The sequence below is a fragment of the Mesobacillus sp. ABV4_180 genome, from assembly GCF_056158485.1.
In genome coordinates this window covers 3,811,924-3,829,230 of record NZ_JBSWTJ010000001.1, presented here as the reverse complement: position 1 = coordinate 3,829,230, position 17,307 = coordinate 3,811,924, and the positions used below count along the sequence as shown (strand labels likewise).

The following is a 17,307-nucleotide window of genomic DNA, read 5'->3' as shown; positions in this document are numbered from 1 at the left end:
GCGGTTTGTGTATGTGGGAAGAAAAGGTGGCCATTTCGGGGCCATATGATTTTGATTTAGCATTGAGCAGGATGGCGCTGGATCCATTGAATGTTGTAAATGTTGAAGGGCGGTCAGTGAAGGTGCCGCTTCATATTGAAGATAAAAAAATCGTGGCTGAGGTGACCGGGACAGGCACATTGGAAAATCCGGAATTCCTTATCCGTGGCGATCAGGAAAAAGAAAAAATGTTGAAGCGTCTGACGGAAATTTTCCGGTGGGATGTGGAATTGCTCCATGTTCATGAGCATTTCCAAACGACAGAGTTAAAAGAGTTGTTCATCGACCATTTCGGCACACCACTTGTGCTCGAGTTTGACCCATTCTCGAGTTTAATCAAAAGCATCATCCATCAGCAAGTGAATTTAAAGTTTGCTTTTACCTTAACGGAGAGATTTGTAAAGGCATACGGCGAAGAAATAGATGGAGTATGGTTTTATCCATCTCCTGAAAGAGTCGCGCAAATTACAGTGGAAGAGTTGCGTGAAATGCAGTTCAGCGGGCGGAAGTCGGAGTATGTGATCGGAATTGCAAAAATGACTGCATCCGGCGAGCTTGATTTTGATAAAATGAAATCCAAGCCTGATGCGGAAGTCGCACAGGAATTGATTAAGATTCGCGGTGTAGGCCCATGGACAGTTGAAAACTTTCTCATGTTTGCACTCGGGAGGCCGAATCTGTTCCCAATGGGGGACATCGGCATCCAAAATGCACTGAAGAAATATTTCAATCTGGACCAAAAGCCATCGATTGCAGAAATGGAAAAATATAAAGAACCATGGAATCCTTATTTGAGCTATGCTTCGCTCTATTTATGGAGAAGCATTGAATAACTGGAGTGAAGTTTTATGAAAAAAGAACAGCAAGTGAAAAAAGTGCAGCAAGTAAAAAAAGAACAGCAAACAGCTAAGTTACAGCTGAAACAGACATTCCCGCTGACAATCAGGCGCCTTGGAATCAATGGCGAGGGGGTCGGTTATTTCAAGCGCCAGGTCGTATTCGTGCCCGGTGCGCTGCCTGGGGAGGAAGTTGTCGTCGAGGCGACAAAAGTTCACCCGAAGTTCGCTGAGGCGAAAATCAAGAAAATCCGCAAGCGGTCCGAGCATCGTGTCAAACCGCTTTGTCCGGTGTATGACCAGTGCGGAGGCTGCCAGCTGCAGCATCTGCATTATGGACAGCAGCTCAACGAGAAACGCGACATCGTGATTCAGTCATTGGAGCGGCATACAAAGCTGAAGATCGACGAGCTCGAAATCAGGCCGACGATCGGGATGGACAATCCCTGGGGCTACCGAAACAAAAGCCAGTTCCAGGTTGGGGAAAAGGAAGGGAAGGTGCTTGCCGGACTTTATGGCCTGAACTCCCATAACCTTATTAATATTGAACAATGCGCTGTCCAGCATCCTGCTACAACGAAGGCAACTGAAGTGGTAAAAGGAATACTGCAGGATTTGAAAATCCCAATCTACAATGAGAAAAAGCATAAGGGACTTGTCCGAACAATTGTGGCGAGAACGGGTGTCAAGACGGGAGAGCTTCAAATCGTCTTGATCACGACGAAAAAAGAGCTTCCGAAAAAGGACATCATCATCCAGGAAATCAAAAAGCGTCTGCCTGAGGTCAATTCGATTGTGCAAAACGTCAACGGCGAAAGGACATCGGTTATTTTCGGAAACGAAACGGCTACTCTTGAGGGGAGCGATTTTATTCAGGAGACACTTGGTGACCTGCAGTTCGAGCTATCGGCAAGGACATTCTTCCAGCTGAATCCTGAACAGACAGTGAAGCTTTACAATGAGGCAAAAGCAGCTGCAAAGCTGACAGGCAAGGAGAAACTGGTTGATGCCTATTGTGGCGTTGGTACCATCGGCTTGTGGATGGCTGACCAGGCAGGCGAGGTCCGCGGGATGGACGTAATCCCGGAATCGATTGAAGATGCGAAGAAAAATGCCGATAAACATAACGTTAAGCATGCGAAGTTTTATGTTGGCAAAGCAGAGGAACTGCTTCCGAAATGGCTGAAGGAAGGGTGGCGCCCGGATGTAATCGTCGTCGATCCGCCGCGCACAGGCTGCGACCAGGAATTTTTAAAGACCGTGCTGAAGATCAAGCCAAAAACATTCGTCTATGTTTCCTGCAACCCATCAACACTTGCAAAAGATATCGAGACATTGGGATCACATTATAAAGTAGACTTTATCCAGCCAGTGGACATGTTCCCGCACACCAGCCAGATTGAAAGTGTGACAAGACTGGTTTTAAAGTAGACAGAGGAGGAACTCTAATGATCAGTGAGAAATTGGGAAAAGGCTTAATTGAACAAATGAATTATGAATTTTATTCAGCGCATGCATATATGGCAATGGCTGCATACTGCTCAGCTGAAAATCTGGACGGTTTTGCGAACTTCTTTTTAGTCCAGGCTGAAGAGGAACGCTTCCATGCGATGAAATTCTATAATTTCATAAATGATATGGGTGAGCGTGTGACATTTGAAGGGTTTCATGCACCATCCAACGAATTTGCTTCTGCGCTTGATGTTTTTGAAAAAGGACTCGAGCACGAGAAAGAAGTCACTCGCCGCATCTATCAGCTTGCAGATATTGCACTGGATGAACGCGAGCACGCAACCATGACCTTTTTAAAATGGTTCATCGAAGAACAGGTCGAAGAAGAAGCGATGTTCGACGGCCTGATCCAGAAGCTCCGCAGGATCGATAAGGACAGCAACGCATTCTTCATGCTCGAAAACGAACTCGCACAGCGCACATTCACAGCACCAGAGTAAAAATAGATTTTTCAGCAGGATTCCAGGCCGGAATCCTGTTTTTTTGCCTGTTAGAGAGAAATGATTTTATTTTTTGTTCTCTGGCCGATTTTTTTCTCGAGTACAGGGTTCATTTTTATGTGAGATTGGGAGACCATCCTTCTTTATCTGACTTTAATCCTGGTTTTGCGAAATATGATTCCAGTCAAAAATAATCCCTGTTTCGCAAGAAATAATCCCTGTATCTCTTAAAATAATTCCAGTTTCCTTCATGCCAATTCCATCCAAATTGTTAAAAGCCTTTTTTATCCTCCCAACTAGGGTATTAGTTCTGTAAGAGATTTTTTCATCAAGGAGGTTCTCATGAAAAAACTACTACTATCACTAGCTGCGATTGGGATGCTGGCTGGATGCGGTTCGGATGGGCAGGAGGGTCCTCCGGAAACAGAAGTGAAAACGGAGGAGAATCCGGTGACAACGGAATACCTTCAGGAAAGGTTCACGGTAGGCATGAATTATGATGCATACGCAGTTGAGGTGCAGACATGGGCCGACAAGGGACAGGCGTCGATTGCTGATACTGTCCAAATTGACGGTCAGAAGAATGTATCTGCGGACATCATCCAGGTAGCGGATGGATTCTTGGCGGTTGTGAATGACAGCAAAAAAATTACCTTTGTTAAACCATTTGCTTCGCCAGAAGAAGCAAAAGAATACCTGAATGAAAATCTGTAGAATCGAGCCCGCTAAATATCCGTTTAGCGGGCTTTGCCTTGTGGTATACGTCCATAGAGGGGCATGGACGTAGGTGTGTCTGTTGAGACTGATTGGAAAACATCTTGTGGCCGATTACATACATATTCTCATGCTCCGACACCATGAACGGGAGGAATGAATCAGTGATGAAAGACGAAAAGAATCAAACTGTGCACGAGAATTCAAAGGACCAGCAGCTCGAGCAGTTCAGGTCTGGGCATGATGGAGAAGCGTTGACGACGAACCAGGGGCTGCGTGTTTCAGAAGATGAACATTCCTTGAAGGCAGGCGTCCGCGGTCCGACGTTGATGGAGGATTTTCATTTCCGCGAAAAAATGACTCATTTCGACCATGAGCGTATTCCTGAGCGTATTGTCCATGCAAGGGGCTTTGCGGCTCACGGTTATTTTGAGGTATACGAGCCAATGGCTGAATATACCAAAGCGGGATTCCTGCAGGATCCAGGTAAAAAGACTCCAGTCTTTGTACGTTTTTCAACGGTTGCAGGATCACGCGGATCAGGTGACACCGTTCGTGATGTTCGTGGTTTCTCTACGAAATTTTATACGGAAGAAGGCAATTATGATCTTGTTGGAAATAACATTCCAGTCTTCTTCATTCAGGATGCAATCAAGTTTCCTGACTTGGTTCATGCAGTCAAGCCTGAGCCGCATAATGAAATCCCCCAGGCACAATCAGCGCATGATACATTTTGGGATTTTGTTGCGAATAACACAGAATCTGCCCACATGGTGATGTGGCATATGTCCGACCGGTCAATTCCACGCAGCTTCCGTATGATGGAAGGCTTTGGCGTGCATACATTCAGGTTTATCAATGAGCAGGGCAGAGCCCGTTTTATAAAATTCCACTGGAAACCGGTGCTTGGTGTCCATTCGCTAGTATGGGATGAAGCACAAAAGCTTGCCGGTAAGGATCCGGATTTCCACCGCCGCGACCTTTTTGAAGCGATTGAGATGGGAAATTATCCAGAGTATGAACTTGGCGTACAAATGATCGACGAAGAAGATGAGTTCAAATTTGATTTCGATGTCTTGGACCCAACAAAAATCTGGCCGGAGGAATTGGTCCCGGTCAAAATCATCGGAAAAATGACGCTCAACCAGAATGTGACCAATTACTTTGCTGAGACAGAGCAGGTGGCATTCCATCCAGGTCATGTCGTTCCTGGAATCGATTTTTCAAATGACCCGCTGCTCCAGGGGCGTTTGTTCTCTTATACAGATACGCAACTTTCCCGTCTTGGCGGCCCGAACTTCCATGAGATCCCGATTAACAGGCCAGTGTGCCCGTTCCATAACAATCAGCGCGATGGAATGCACCGGATGACGATTGATCGTGGGCAGGTTGCTTATCACAAAAATTCAATGCAGAACAATTATCCGAAACCTGTACCAGCAAGCGAAGGCGGTTATGAGCACTATCAGGAAAAAGTCGAGGGGCGAAAGGTTCAGGCACGGAGCGACAGCTTCAAAGACCATTATTCCCAGGCAACTTTGTTCTGGAACAGCATGTCCGATGTGGAAAAACAGCATATGATTGACGCTTTCAGCTTCGAGCTTGGAAAAGTCAAAAGCAAGGATATCCAGCAGCAAACTGTGGAGATGCTTGGCAATATCAATACATTCCTTGCTGAACAGGTTGCTGAAAACCTGGGCGTGAATAAGCCGGTAAACAGCAAACCGAAGGAAGTGACTCTCACATCTCCTGCACTCAGCCAGATGAACACAACCAAGCTCCCGAATACGAGGAAGGTTGGAATCCTCGCTGCCAATGGCTTTAACGGCTCTGAAGTATCCGGCTTGATGAAGATGCTGAAAAAGAGCGGCATCACCTCAGAAATCATCAGCACGAAGCTTGGCATGATCAAGGGTGATGACGGAACCGAGCTGGAGGTCAACCAGACATTGCTGACAAGCAGTTCAGTTCTTTATGATGCTTTATTTGTCGCTGGCGGTCAGCAGAGTGTGGACAGCCTGAAGCAGAAGAAGGAAGCTGTTTACTTTGTTGATGAGGCATTCAGCCATTTAAAAACAGTAGGAGCTGGTAAAGAAGCAGTCGAGATGCTGGCTGCAGCTGGCATCGGCTTTGATCATGCACCTGGTGTCATCGTTTTTGAAAACAGCAAAGAAACAGCAGGCGAAAGCCAGAACTTTATCAAAGCAATTGCCGAGCATCGCCACTGGAACCGGATGATTTAGAATGATAGAAAAAGAGAAACGGACAGGATCTGTTTCTCTTTTTTTACAAGGGGAGGGAAAGCAATGAAAGTAATCGTGTTCGGTGCTCACAGCAGTGTCGGTGAACATGTGGTCAGCAAGCTTTTCGAAAATGGGTATACATCCTGCGCGGTCGTAGGCAATGAAAACCAAATTGAGCTGCTGAAAAAACGCGGCGCGTCGGAAGTGGTTTTATATGAAGAAAGCATGCTGCAGAGCTTATTCCATGGCTATGATGCCGCGATTTATCTTACCGGCATCAACCCAAAGGGACACACAGGAAAAACGGTCATGGTGGACCATCAGTCTGTCATCGAGACGGTCAAAGAAGCTGAGAAACAAGGTGTGAAGCGATTCGTCATGATGAGCGCAATAACAGCCAATGAAGCGGTAGGCGATGAAAGCCGGGAGATCGCCGCAAAGGAAATGCCGGATGAATTACTAAGGCAGTCAAATCTGACATATACTGTTGTGCAGCCAGGTGCTTTGACTGATAAGCCGGGTGAGGGAACCATCTCTGCCGCAGTTACCTTGGATTCAAAGGAGCTTGAAATTTCACGTGAAGATATTGCGGAAGTACTGGTCATTTCTCTTGAGACGGAAAATACATTCAACAAGACGTTTGAGGTGGCGGAAGGTACTGAACAAATACCAAAAGCCTTGGCTTCACTATAGGAAAGGAGGATTTCCATGGGTTTGACTGATTATCTGGTTATCGCCCTATTTATCTTCATCGCTATGATTCTACTTGTACCGATCCTGCTATTTATCTATTTATATTTTAAAGATGACCGGCAGAAACAGCACTCGATCCTGAGGAACTTCCCTGTGATCGGGAAGGTCCGTTACTTCACCGAACATATTGGCCCTGAGATGAGGCAGTATTTATTCAATGGTGACAATGAAGGTAAGCCTTTTTCCAGGAAGGAATACCAGGATGTCGTAAAGGCGGGGAAGTATAAGGAGAGATTGATAGGCTTCGGGTCGCTGCGCGATTTCGATGCGCAAGGTTTTTACATCAGGAATACTCTTTTCCCGAAACTGACAGATGAAATGAAGGTCGATAACGCCAATAAAATAAAAACAAGAGTTTACAAGATTGATGGTGAAGGGCTTTTTACACGAAAAGAACACAGCGAGGAAAAGCTTGCAGAACCGTATTATTTGCAAGACGAAGACGCTGTCGTGCTTGGAGGGCATTCCTGCCGATATCCTTTCCGTGTAAAGGGACAGGTTGGACAGTCGGCAATGAGTTATGGTGCGCTTGGTGAAAAAGCGATCCAGGCACTGTCCAAAGGCTTGGGGCTTGCGGGCGGAACGTGGATGAATTCTGGTGAAGGCGGGTTGTCCGACCACCACCTCGCCGGCAATCCCGATATCATCATGCAAATTGGGCCAGATTTATTTGGTGTCCGCAAACCGAACGGTGAATTTTCCTGGGAAGAATTCAAGAAGAAAAGTGAAATGGCCCAGGTAAAAGCATTTGAAATCAAGCTGGCACAGGGAGCGAAGACGCGAGGTGGCCACGTAGAAGGTGAAAAGGTCACCGAAGAAATCGCGAGAATTCGTTTGGTTGAAGTCGGAAAGACAATCAACAGTCCTAACAGATTTTATGAATTCGGCGATGTTCCTGGCATGTTTGAATGGATTGAAGAATTGCGTTCGGTTGGCGGCAAGCCTGTGGGCATTAAAATTGTCGTTGGTGATATGGACGCCCTTGAAAATATGATTTCATACATGAAGGAAAGCGGGAAAGGACCCGATTTCATTACGGTAGACGGCGGTGAAGGCGGTACGGGAGCTACGTATCAGGAGCTTGCTGACACGGTTGGACTTCCGATCAACTCAGCACTTCCGGTTGTGGATGAAATGCTTCGCCAATATGGAATCAGGGATCGGGTGAAGCTGATTGCATCAGGAAAACTGATCACTCCTGATAAAATCGCCATCGCCCTGGCCATGGGAGCTGACCTTGTGAACATCGCCCGCGGCATGATGATAAGCGTTGGCTGTATCATGGCCCAGGTATGCCACACGAATACATGCCCGGCAGGTGTAGCAACGACAGATAAGAAGCTTCAGGATGGTTTGGTCGTGGATGAAAAAATGTACAGAGTATGCAACTATATCATTTCCCTTCGAGAAGGACTGTACAATCTGGCAGCTGCAGCCGGAATCGACAGTCCGACGCAATTCGAACGGAAGCATATTGTCCATAAAGACGAATTGGGCCGAGTATCACCTGTGGAAGACCTGATCATCGCAGCGAGAAGGACACAACTGCAAAAGGAACGAAAAATCGATTAGAATTGCAAAAGCCTGTCCAATTTTGGGCAGGCTTTTAAAAATGTCTTATCAGCTAATTTGTGAAATAATAAAGTTACATGCTATTAATTAGGGGGTTACTTACTTGGCGGGCAAAACAGCTTTGATTGCCGGAGCGACCGGATTGATTGGAAAAGAACTGCTTCAATTTCTTTTGATGGCAGATGAATATGAAAAAGTAGTTGCGATTGTTCGCAGGCCTCTGAATGTGACCCATCCCAAGCTTGATCAACGAATCGTCGATTTTGATCAATTGAATCAGTACAATGAGATTTTTGCAGCGGATGATGTGTTCTGCTGCCTGGGAACGACGATCAAGAAAGCGAAAACGAAGGAAGCAATGTGGAAAATTGACGTCGACTATCCAGTATCAATCGGAAGGTTAGCAAGTTCAAAGGGGGCAAAGAAATTTTTGCTCGTCAGCTCGATGGATGCAAATCCAGCTTCCTCGATTTTTTACTCGATGATGAAGGGAAAGCTCGAGGAGGAGATTAAGCAGATTCCATTTGAGGCAACAGCCATCTTCCGTCCGTCTCTCCTGCTGGGAGAGCGCGAAGAATTCAGGCTGGGCGAAAGAGCCGCTGCGGCTATTGTCACCAAAGTTCCGTTCCTTTTTTCGGGACCATTCAAGAAATATAAAGCGATTGAAGGTAAGACAGTGGCATCGGCGATGTATCGCATTGCCCAGGTGAACAAGCCGGGGCTAACCGTCTATCCGTCAGAAAAAATTAAGGAAATCGGTGCATTTGAGAGGTAAAGAATATGCTAGTTGTATTAATTATTTTAGCGGGAATGGTTGTTCTAGGTTATGCCGTTCTCAACTACTATCCGGCGTTTGGAGGAAAGACATCCAAGGTGAAAAAAAAGATATACGCGCAATCGCCGCAATATATGAACGGCAAATTTGTCAACAAGATTCCAACAACATGGGATACAAGTTTCAGCTCGATGGTTTCGATGTTAAGGGACTTTCTAAAAAGCTCTCCGGAGAGAAAGCCTCAAATAATGATTCCAATGGCGGCTTTTTCACCTGGATCAAGACAAGGTTCAGGGGCGAAAATCACCTGGTTTGGACATTCTGCATTCCTTCTGGAAGCAGAAGGAAAAACCATCCTGTTCGATCCGATGTTTGGGAAAGCGCCTACTCCATTTCCTTTCAGGAATCAGCGTTACAGCGGGAAACTGCCCTTCAAGATAGAGGATTTGCCAGTAATCGATGCTGTTGTGTTGTCGCATGACCATTATGATCATCTTGATTATGGGTCGATTATGAAAATAAAGGGGAAAGTAAAGCAATATATAACTCCCCTTGGAGTCGGCGCACATCTGGAACGATGGGGAATTTCTTCTGAGAAAATCCAAGAGTATGATTGGTGGGATGAATTCACTTTAGAGGATCTCAACTTTGCCTGCACTCCTGCTCGCCATTTTTCAGGAAGAGGTCTTACAGACCGGAATTCCACGCTTTGGTGTTCATGGGTAATCATTGGACAGAATGCAAAAATCTTTTTCAGCGGCGATGGAGGCTATGGACCACATTTCAAGGAAATCGGCGAAAAATATGGCCCGTTTGATTTAACTTTAATGGAATGCGGGCAATATGACGCACGCTGGGCGGCGATTCATATGCTTCCGGAAGAAACGGTCCAGGCCCATCTCGATGTGAAGGGAAAAGTGCTAATGCCAGTCCACTGGGGCGCTTTTACACTGTCGCTTCATTCCTGGTATGATCCAGTTGAGCGGGCAGTCAAGGCAGCGAAGAAATCAGGAGTCGAGATCGCCACGCCGAGGATCGGGGAGACAGTCACTGTAGGAAATGACGAATATCCCAATTCGGTTTGGTGGGAACGTGCAGACTGATGGAGTAATAGCCTTCAGATTAAGACAAGAGCATCATATTTGCTGAAAATATTATGCTCTTTTACTCAATCACTTTTGGTTTAATGAGCACATCTTCTTTATTAGGGAAATTTTTTTCGATGTGCTGTTCACCCCATGAGCAAAGGGAGTCCAGAATCTCTTTTAGTGACCAGCCGTAATCTGTCAAGGAGTACTCAACCTTTGGTGGTACCTGGTTGTACACTTCACGTAAAATAACATTATCCTCTTCTAGCTCACGCAATTGCTGCGTGAGCATTTTTTGCGTGATACCCGGCATTAGTCTTTTCAATTCGCTCGTCCGTTTTTTTCCTTCAATCAAGTGGCAAAGGATGACGACCTTCCACTTGCCGCCAATTACCTCAAGAGCAGCCTCGACTGGAATATTGTATTTCTTCATGACGATCCTCCTCTTCCCATATTGAAAGTATCTATTTCCCATGTGAAAGTCATCCAATTGCTAACTGTCAATCAAGGTTCCGTCCCATTATACAGCTGCATTATAAAAAGGTGTATAGGGTACTTTTAAGTGCCTATATAACCTGAGGGTGCCTGCGGTACTTAAAAGTGCGTACTTCTCATCTTTTTCGGTATGCTTCATAATGGCTTTCATGCGACAAACGGTGAAAGGCGCCTTCACCTGCCGCTTTGCAAAAAATGAATTCACATTTCTTATTAGGAGGTTTGCTCATTATGAGTTCAAATATACAACAATCAAAAAATGGGACGCTGCCTCTATTGGCACTGGCAATCAGTGCATTTGGCATAGGTACGACCGAATTTGTCCCGGTGGGATTATTATCGACAATCTCAAATGACTTGAATATCTCCATTACTTTAGCAGGTTTGCTGATTTCAGGTTATGCGATGGGAGTGGCCTTTGGAGCGCCAATCTTAACAGCATTAACCAATAAAATGAGCCGAAAAACATTGCTCATGGTACTAATGGTCATATTTATCGTGGGAAATTCAATTGCCGCGATCTCAACTAATTTTGGACTTTTAATAGTAGCCCGTATCATTACGGCTTTCTCGCATGGTGTCTTTTTCTCGATCGGTTCTACCATCGCCGCTGACTTAGTGCCTGAGCATAAGAGGGCAAGCGCTATAGCGTTCATGTTCACTGGCTTGACTGTCGCGACTGTCACTGGTGTACCTCTTGGGACGTTCGTTGGGCAAATGTTTGGCTGGAGGGCGACATTTTGGGGAGTTGCGCTATTAGGTATTGTTGGAATTATCGCAAGCGCCATCCTGATTCCAAAAAATATAAAAGATGCACCGCCATCCAAGTTTAGTGATCAATTGAAAATCTTAAAAAACGGTCCGTTATTATTGGCATTTGCGATTACGGCACTTGGTTATGGCGGCACCTTTGTAGCCTTCACATATCTGACGCCAATCCTTGAGGAAATCACTGGCTTTACACCAGGCGCAGTCAGTGTCATCCTGTTGGTTTATGGAATTGCAGTAGCTGTGGGAAACACAATTGGCGGCAAGGTGGCAGATAAGAACCCCTTAAAGGCTTTGATGTGGATGTTCATCGTCCAAGCGATCATTCTGGCAGTTCTCACTTTCACTGCGCCTTTTAAAATTATCGGAGTCCTTACGATTTTCTTGCTCGGAATGTTTGCGTTCATGAATGTACCCGGATTGCAGGTCCTGGTTGTGAAATTGGCAGAACGTTATGTTCCGGCAGCTGTCAATGTAGCGTCAGCATTGAATATCGCAGCATTCAACCTGGGTATTGCGATCGGTGCATTTGTAGGCGGAATCGTCGTTGACACAATCGGATTGATTCATACTCCCTGGATCGGGGGATTCATGGTAATGGGGGCTGTGTTCTTGACGATGTGGAGCATGGCTATTGAAAAAAATAAGATTTGACCTAAAATCAGACTGTCCAAAATAGGGCAGTCTCTTTTAGTTTGAGTGTTTGGAAGGAGGTTGGAAAATAACTAGGTCCTTCGGTTTCTTTGTGATTTACTATACATTTTTAAACTCCTAAAATAGAATCATTTTTCGCAAAATTTACAAATTCCTCATATTTCGACAACATTTTTACATTATGATGATTTTGTATTTATATTTGAGGGGGAGTCAAAGTTGAAGAAATTGAGTTCTGTTTTACCCGCATTTATCCTATTGTTTTCAACTCTTTACCCGTCTTTCATGACAAGTGCTCCAACCGTGAATGCCGCTGAGTCTGCAAATGTGGTCATCAGCGAAATTGCCTGGATGGGAACATCCAAAAGTTACAGTGATGAATGGATTGAACTCTATAATAATTCGAGGACAGCTATTGTTCTTGACGGCTGGCAGTTGAATGCAGCAGATGGTGCTCCGGCAATTTCGCTAAGCGGAACGATACCGGCAAACGGCTATTTTTTACTTGAAAAAACAGACGACCAATCAGTGACAGAGATTCAAGCCGACCTTATCTATAGCGGTTCGCTTGGCAATACAGCCGAACACCTTAGATTAACTGATGCCACAGGTGCTGTCATCGACGAAGTTGACACATGGTATGCAGGCGATAATACGGCAAAGTCAACGATGGAACGCATCGATCCTGCTGTGTCCGGGATGGATTCAACTAACTGGGCAACAGCGAACTCAAGCTACGCTGATGGCCTTGGAACTCCAAAGGCCTTCAACTCTACTGGATCAGATGGCAGTGGTTCAGGTGGAGATGCAGGCGGCGACACGACTCCTCCGGATGCTCCAAGTGTATGTGACGACAGGACACAGCGCCTGAATAATGTTTCAGAAGCTGAGGGAGCAATGAATGTTTATTTTAACAAATGTGCATTCCCCCAATATGCATCATCAGGAAATGCAGCGAACTACAATGTGAACTTTGAAGATATTTTAATCAAGCGGCTCAATACAGCAACAAAGAGCATTGATTTTGCTACTTATGAAATCAACCTTCCGCGTGTGGTGGATACATTGATCCAGAAAGCAGCTCAGGGTGTGGATGTACGAGTCATTGCCGATTCCAAGGACGCAGCTGATCCGCATTATGCAGAGCGCTTTGAAACGATGCGACTTCACCTTGAAAAAATGGTACGTGGCCAGGATTTGAAAATTGGAACCGCGGATGACATTTTGATTTTTTCCGACTCGCCGATGTTCGCAGTGGAAGACAGTACAAAGAGAACTAATTTGGGCCTCCCGGCTAACGCGAATGATATCGCACAGGTCACTGTTACTGTTGGAACTACTGCCGAAACAGGCCGCTTATTTGTTGATGCAGAGGCAAAAGCAGCTGGAAGCTATTATGGTCCTGGAAACCAGATGCACAATAAATTCGCGATAGTAGATGATCGCTGGGTTTTTACCGGCACCTGGAATTTTACTGTGACAGGTCTTTACGGTTCAGATGAAAATATGCAGCAGGGCATACTTGACGGCAACCAGAATCAGATTGTTGAAATTAACTGGCCGCAGCTTGCTGGAATCTATGAAACTGAATTCAATGAAATGTGGGGAACCACTGCCTTCAACCCTGATCCTGCGGTATCAAATTTCAGCAGCCGGAAAACTGACAATACGACACACATCATTGATATCAATGGAAAAAAGGTGGAGATCTATTTTTCAGCAGGGGACAATGCAGTAGGGAAAATGGCTGATTTGATTCGTAACGAAGCTCATTTCAATACATACTTCTCGATATTCGCTTGGAGCGACCAGACGATTGCCGATGAACTGAAAAATAAATGGGAAGGGTCCTACAATGACATGGAAGGAACTCTTACGGGATTTGATGTAAAAGGCTTGTTCGATTCAGATTTCTGGAACCAGTGGTGGTCTGCAAGTGTCGATATGACAGGCAGGACTGCTTCACAAACAAGCGTCAACAACCCTAATACTCGCTGGAACAACCCTGCTCCTGTCTATGCAGACGCAGAGGTCCGCAAGCTTCACAGCAAGACGATGCTGATCGATGCAGATACAGACAGCGACCCTACCGTCATCGTCGGCTCGACAAACTGGAGCAACAACGGCAACAATGTCAATGACGAAAACATGCTGATCATCCATGATAAAGCAATCACCAACCAGTTCGTGCAGGAATTTAATGCCCGCTACGTACAGGCTGGGGGTACATTGCAGTAACAAAAAAAGTGCCTGGCAACTGACCAGGCACTTTTCTCTATTTTATATGAAACCCTAGCCTAAAACCTCTGGTACCGGGTTTGCAGTTCCTTTGCTTTTTTTCGCTTTCCTGCTGAACCAGCTTCGTTTTACAGCGCTTCTTGTAAAGATGCGGTAAACGGCTGGAATCAGAAGCAGGGTGATCAGGGTGGCGAAGCTTAGCCCAGCGATGATGGCGGTGGCCATTGGTGCCTGGTAGTTGCCTGATCCTCCGGTAGCCAATGCTAACGGAAGCATGCCGCCTACTGTTGTCAATGTTGTCATCAAAATTGGGCGGATGCGGTTTTTGCCTGCTTCCACAAGGGCTTCCTCTACGGTGTAGCCTTCATTCCGCAGCTGATTTGTGCGGTCAATCAATAGAATCGCGTTGTTCAGGACAATACCAATCAGCATGATGATTCCCATGCCTGACATGACACTAAGTTCACGCTGCGTCAGGAACAATCCCAGAATGACACCGACGATTGTCATTGGGATGACAGACATAACGATTAGCGGGTGGCCAAGGTGGTTGAATTGAACAGCCATGACCAGATAGACAAGGAAGATGGAAATCCCAAGGATCAGAATCATATCCTGAACCAATTCCTGCTGTTTCTCCAGGTCGCCAGCTGGTGCAATGCTATAGCCAGCCGGTACATCATATGCATCCATCAGTTTCTGGACTTCTCGGTTAATGGCGCCAAGGTCTTTCCCTTCGATATCTGCTGAAATGGTGACAAATCGCTCACCACCCTTGTGTGTGATCTCATTCGGGTTTTTAACACTCTCGAGTGAGATGAACGCAGAAAGCTTCTTCTCACCCGAAGGTGTTGGTACTTTCAGATCCAGTAAATCAGATTTTGTTGCCGTTTTTTCATCCCATTTCACCATTAGAGGGACATTCTCTTCATTGATATTCAGCTCGCCTAAAGGCATCTGTAAAAACGCCTGCTCGATAAATTGTTTGATTTGTGGCAGGGATAATCCGGATTTTTCGATTTCAGCTTCATTCAGCTGGACAACCTGTTCAACAGAAGTCCTTTCGATTGAGTTTTCAACCCCTACAATTCCGTCGATCTCTCCAAGCTCTTTAGTAAAACCATCAGCAATGTTCTGAAGCTCATCAAAGCTTTCACCGGAAATGGTTACCTGGACAGGAGATCCGCCGCCAGCTGACATTGCAGCCTGAGCGTTTTTAACTGGAACTTTATCCTCTAGATTTCTTAATACCTTCAGGATTTCTTCATTTACTTCCTTTTGCTCTCTAGTAATACCATCGCCTTTTGTCATGTTTATGATCGTATACAACATTCCGCCCATGTCCATAACATAATTCGTTTCAACGTCTGTGACACCTTCAAGGGCGGTATTCATTTCTGAAACGACTTCTTGTTTTTCCTCCAGGCTCAGCCCTGGCTCTACGGTTACCATGATTTCAGAATAACGATTAAGCATATCTGGCATTATGGTCATCGGAATTTTCGTTACGAGCATCATTGAACCGGCCAGCATAAGGAAGAAAAGGCCGATTACCGCGAAACTGTGGCGTTTTTTCTTGATGGTCCATGAAACCATGCTGCTGTATGCGCGGAGCAAACGACCATCCTTTTGAACTTTTTCTTTCTTTTTCAGCTTTAAAAATTTCTCTGACAGTGAAGGAATCAAGGTGAAGGACACGATGACAGAGCTGATTAGGGTGATCGCGACAACGACTGAAAGCATGATCATGAACGATCCCATTTCGCCGCCGAGAAGGCCGATTGGCAAGAATACGACGATCGTCGTAAGCATCGAAGCTATGACTGCAGTGGCAACTTCCTTTGTGCCTTCAATGACTGCATCCAGATTATTTAAACCAAGTTCTTTTTTACGGTAAATGGATTCCAGGATGACAATGGACGAATCGACCATCATCCCGATTCCCAGACCCAATCCGATAAGGGTCAGGATGTTAAAGCTGTAGCCGAACAGCCACATTGATGCGAATGTAAGCAGCACAGAAGTCGGGATGGATAATCCGACAATCAGCGTAGCACGGATATTTCTAAGGAACAACAGGAGTATAACAACAGCGATCAAAGCACCAATCAGGATGTTGCTAGTGACACCGTCAATGGATTCCTGTACGTAATCTGCCTGAGCGACCATTTCATTCAGTTCAACGCCGCTGACAAGGCCTTCCTCGCGAATCTTTTTGACTTCCTCGCGGACAGCTTCAGCCATCTCAATTTGGGTCGCATCAGAAACGCGGCCTACCTGGACAAAAATGAAATCCTTCGACCCGTTTTTCCATACTAAAGACGAACTTTCTACTGGCTGAAAGGAAACATCAGCGATATCAGACAGCTTGATGAATCCAGTTTGAGCAGGAATGTGCAGATTCTTGACATTTTCTACAGAATCGAGCTTCGTATTCCATCTTAATGATGGGGAATTTTCCTCATCGTTCAGTTGACCTAGTGTTGCCTCCGAGTTCGCCTGCTGGATTGCCCCGATCACCTGTGTGGCATCAAGACCTCTCTTAGTGATTTCATCTCGCTTTAGCTCAACACTGACTTCTTTTTCCAAAATGCCGGAAATCGATACGTCACGTACTTCCGGAAGATCTTCAAGCCTTGGTTCCAGGACATTTTTTGCGAAACTCGACATTTTTTCCATATCGGTACCAGAAACATCCATGAAGAATTCATAGCTCTGGCTTGTGCCGGACTGGGCGGCTACCACTTCTTTCACACCGGAAATGTTAGAGGTGGTGGAGTTAACAACTGATTCAACTTCCTTGAAAACTTCATCCCCGCGTCCACGTTCGATTGATAACTGCAGGGAGCTTCTGCCAATATTGCTTGTTGACATGACTTCCTCTACACCCTCGATACTAAGAATTTTCTTTTCTAGAGGGGTTGTGATGTTTCTTTCTACTTCAATTGCCGGCATCTCCCCGGCGTTGATTTCAACATAAGCTCCATCCATCTGGATCGATGGCAGCAGTTCTTTATCCAGCTTTAGAACAGAAAAACTGCCAATCAATAAAACTAATACAACCATTAGACTGACCAGGATTTTTCGTTGAACAATAAATTTCAATAATTTCATTAGATCCTCCCCATTATTATCGTAAAATAGGAATGTAAAAAATTTCTATTTTATTCACCCAAAAAC

13 protein-coding genes are annotated in these 17,307 nt (G+C 45.4%); 11 read left to right on the top strand and 2 right to left on the bottom strand.

Features of this window, described 5'->3' with window-relative positions; translation table 11 throughout:
• Positions 1 to 11 precede the first annotated feature (11 nt).
• The 9 genes from ACXAEA_RS19545 to ACXAEA_RS19505 all read left to right on the top strand — a co-directional run bounded on the left by ACXAEA_RS19545 (position 12) and on the right by ACXAEA_RS19505 (position 9,987).
• On the top strand, positions 12 to 872 hold the full coding sequence (locus ACXAEA_RS19545) for a DNA-3-methyladenine glycosylase family protein (RefSeq protein WP_475097508.1): 861 nt from the start codon (positions 12 to 14) through the stop codon (positions 870 to 872).
• A gap of 15 nt (positions 873 to 887) precedes the next feature.
• Positions 888 to 2,306, top strand: a complete 1,419-nt coding sequence (gene rlmD, locus ACXAEA_RS19540) for a 23S rRNA (uracil(1939)-C(5))-methyltransferase RlmD (protein WP_475097507.1) — start codon at positions 888 to 890, stop codon at positions 2,304 to 2,306.
• Positions 2,307 to 2,323: 17 nt separating this feature from the next.
• Positions 2,324 to 2,827 (top strand): ferritin, encoded by a 504-nt coding sequence (locus ACXAEA_RS19535; RefSeq protein WP_475097506.1) that lies wholly within the window; start codon positions 2,324 to 2,326, stop codon positions 2,825 to 2,827.
• A gap of 342 nt (positions 2,828 to 3,169) precedes the next feature.
• Entirely contained in the window at positions 3,170 to 3,541 is a 372-nt protein-coding gene (locus tag ACXAEA_RS19530; protein ID WP_475097505.1) for a lipoprotein, read from the top strand.
• A 167-nt stretch (positions 3,542 to 3,708) separates the two neighbouring features.
• Positions 3,709 to 5,784, top strand: a complete 2,076-nt coding sequence (locus ACXAEA_RS19525; protein WP_475098175.1) for a catalase — start codon at positions 3,709 to 3,711, stop codon at positions 5,782 to 5,784.
• Between the two features lie 63 nt (positions 5,785 to 5,847).
• On the top strand, positions 5,848 to 6,477 hold the full coding sequence (locus ACXAEA_RS19520; protein WP_475097504.1) for an NAD(P)H-binding protein: 630 nt from the start codon (positions 5,848 to 5,850) through the stop codon (positions 6,475 to 6,477).
• Between the two features lie 15 nt (positions 6,478 to 6,492).
• The gene (locus ACXAEA_RS19515; protein ID WP_475097503.1) at positions 6,493 to 8,109 is read left to right on the top strand and encodes an FMN-binding glutamate synthase family protein; all 1,617 of its coding nucleotides are present in this window, start codon (positions 6,493 to 6,495) and stop codon (positions 8,107 to 8,109) included.
• A gap of 103 nt (positions 8,110 to 8,212) precedes the next feature.
• Entirely contained in the window at positions 8,213 to 8,884 is a 672-nt protein-coding gene (locus ACXAEA_RS19510) for an oxidoreductase (RefSeq protein WP_475097502.1), read from the top strand.
• Between the two features lie 5 nt (positions 8,885 to 8,889).
• A complete protein-coding gene (locus ACXAEA_RS19505; protein ID WP_475097501.1) occupies positions 8,890 to 9,987 on the top strand; it encodes an MBL fold metallo-hydrolase in 1,098 nt (365 codons plus the stop codon).
• A gap of 61 nt (positions 9,988 to 10,048) precedes the next feature.
• Here the strand turns inward: ACXAEA_RS19505 and ACXAEA_RS19500 are convergent, their stop codons facing one another.
• Complete coding sequence (locus ACXAEA_RS19500) at positions 10,049 to 10,405, bottom strand: winged helix-turn-helix transcriptional regulator (protein WP_475097500.1); 357 nt, start codon at positions 10,403 to 10,405, stop codon at positions 10,049 to 10,051.
• A gap of 293 nt (positions 10,406 to 10,698) precedes the next feature.
• Between ACXAEA_RS19500 and ACXAEA_RS19495 the strand changes: the two genes are divergently transcribed.
• Both ACXAEA_RS19495 and ACXAEA_RS19490 read left to right on the top strand, forming a co-directional pair.
• Positions 10,699 to 11,889 (top strand): MFS transporter, encoded by a 1,191-nt coding sequence (locus ACXAEA_RS19495; protein WP_475097499.1) that lies wholly within the window; start codon positions 10,699 to 10,701, stop codon positions 11,887 to 11,889.
• Between the two features lie 219 nt (positions 11,890 to 12,108).
• Positions 12,109 to 14,127 (top strand): phospholipase D-like domain-containing protein, encoded by a 2,019-nt coding sequence (locus ACXAEA_RS19490; RefSeq protein ID WP_475097498.1) that lies wholly within the window; start codon positions 12,109 to 12,111, stop codon positions 14,125 to 14,127.
• 54 nt (positions 14,128 to 14,181) lie between these two features.
• Here ACXAEA_RS19490 and ACXAEA_RS19485 read toward each other — a convergent pair whose 3' ends face one another.
• Positions 14,182 to 17,241: an efflux RND transporter permease subunit gene (locus ACXAEA_RS19485; protein WP_475097497.1), complete on the bottom strand. Its 3,060-nt coding sequence runs from the start codon at positions 17,239 to 17,241 to the stop codon at positions 14,182 to 14,184.
• Between the last annotated feature and the right edge of the window lie 66 nt (positions 17,242 to 17,307).

Excerpts from the sequence above, each read along its gene's own strand:
- ACXAEA_RS19505 (WP_475097501.1), top strand. The coding sequence starts at position 8,890 with ATGCTAGTTGTATTAATTATTTTAGCGGGAATGGTTGTTCTAGGTTAT.
- rlmD (WP_475097507.1), top strand. The coding sequence starts at position 888 with ATGAAAAAAGAACAGCAAGTGAAAAAAGTGCAGCAAGTAAAAAAAGAA.
- ACXAEA_RS19545 (WP_475097508.1), top strand. The coding sequence starts at position 12 with ATGTGGGAAGAAAAGGTGGCCATTTCGGGGCCATATGATTTTGATTTA.
- ACXAEA_RS19525 (WP_475098175.1), top strand. The coding sequence starts at position 3,709 with ATGAAAGACGAAAAGAATCAAACTGTGCACGAGAATTCAAAGGACCAG.
- ACXAEA_RS19495 (WP_475097499.1), top strand. The coding sequence starts at position 10,699 with ATGAGTTCAAATATACAACAATCAAAAAATGGGACGCTGCCTCTATTG.
- ACXAEA_RS19485 (WP_475097497.1), bottom strand. The coding sequence starts at position 17,241 with ATGAAATTATTGAAATTTATTGTTCAACGAAAAATCCTGGTCAGTCTA.
- ACXAEA_RS19515 (WP_475097503.1), top strand. The coding sequence starts at position 6,493 with ATGGGTTTGACTGATTATCTGGTTATCGCCCTATTTATCTTCATCGCT.
- ACXAEA_RS19520 (WP_475097504.1), top strand. The coding sequence starts at position 5,848 with ATGAAAGTAATCGTGTTCGGTGCTCACAGCAGTGTCGGTGAACATGTG.
- ACXAEA_RS19530 (WP_475097505.1), top strand. The coding sequence starts at position 3,170 with ATGAAAAAACTACTACTATCACTAGCTGCGATTGGGATGCTGGCTGGA.
- ACXAEA_RS19535 (WP_475097506.1), top strand. The coding sequence starts at position 2,324 with ATGATCAGTGAGAAATTGGGAAAAGGCTTAATTGAACAAATGAATTAT.
- ACXAEA_RS19500 (WP_475097500.1), bottom strand. The coding sequence starts at position 10,405 with ATGAAGAAATACAATATTCCAGTCGAGGCTGCTCTTGAGGTAATTGGC.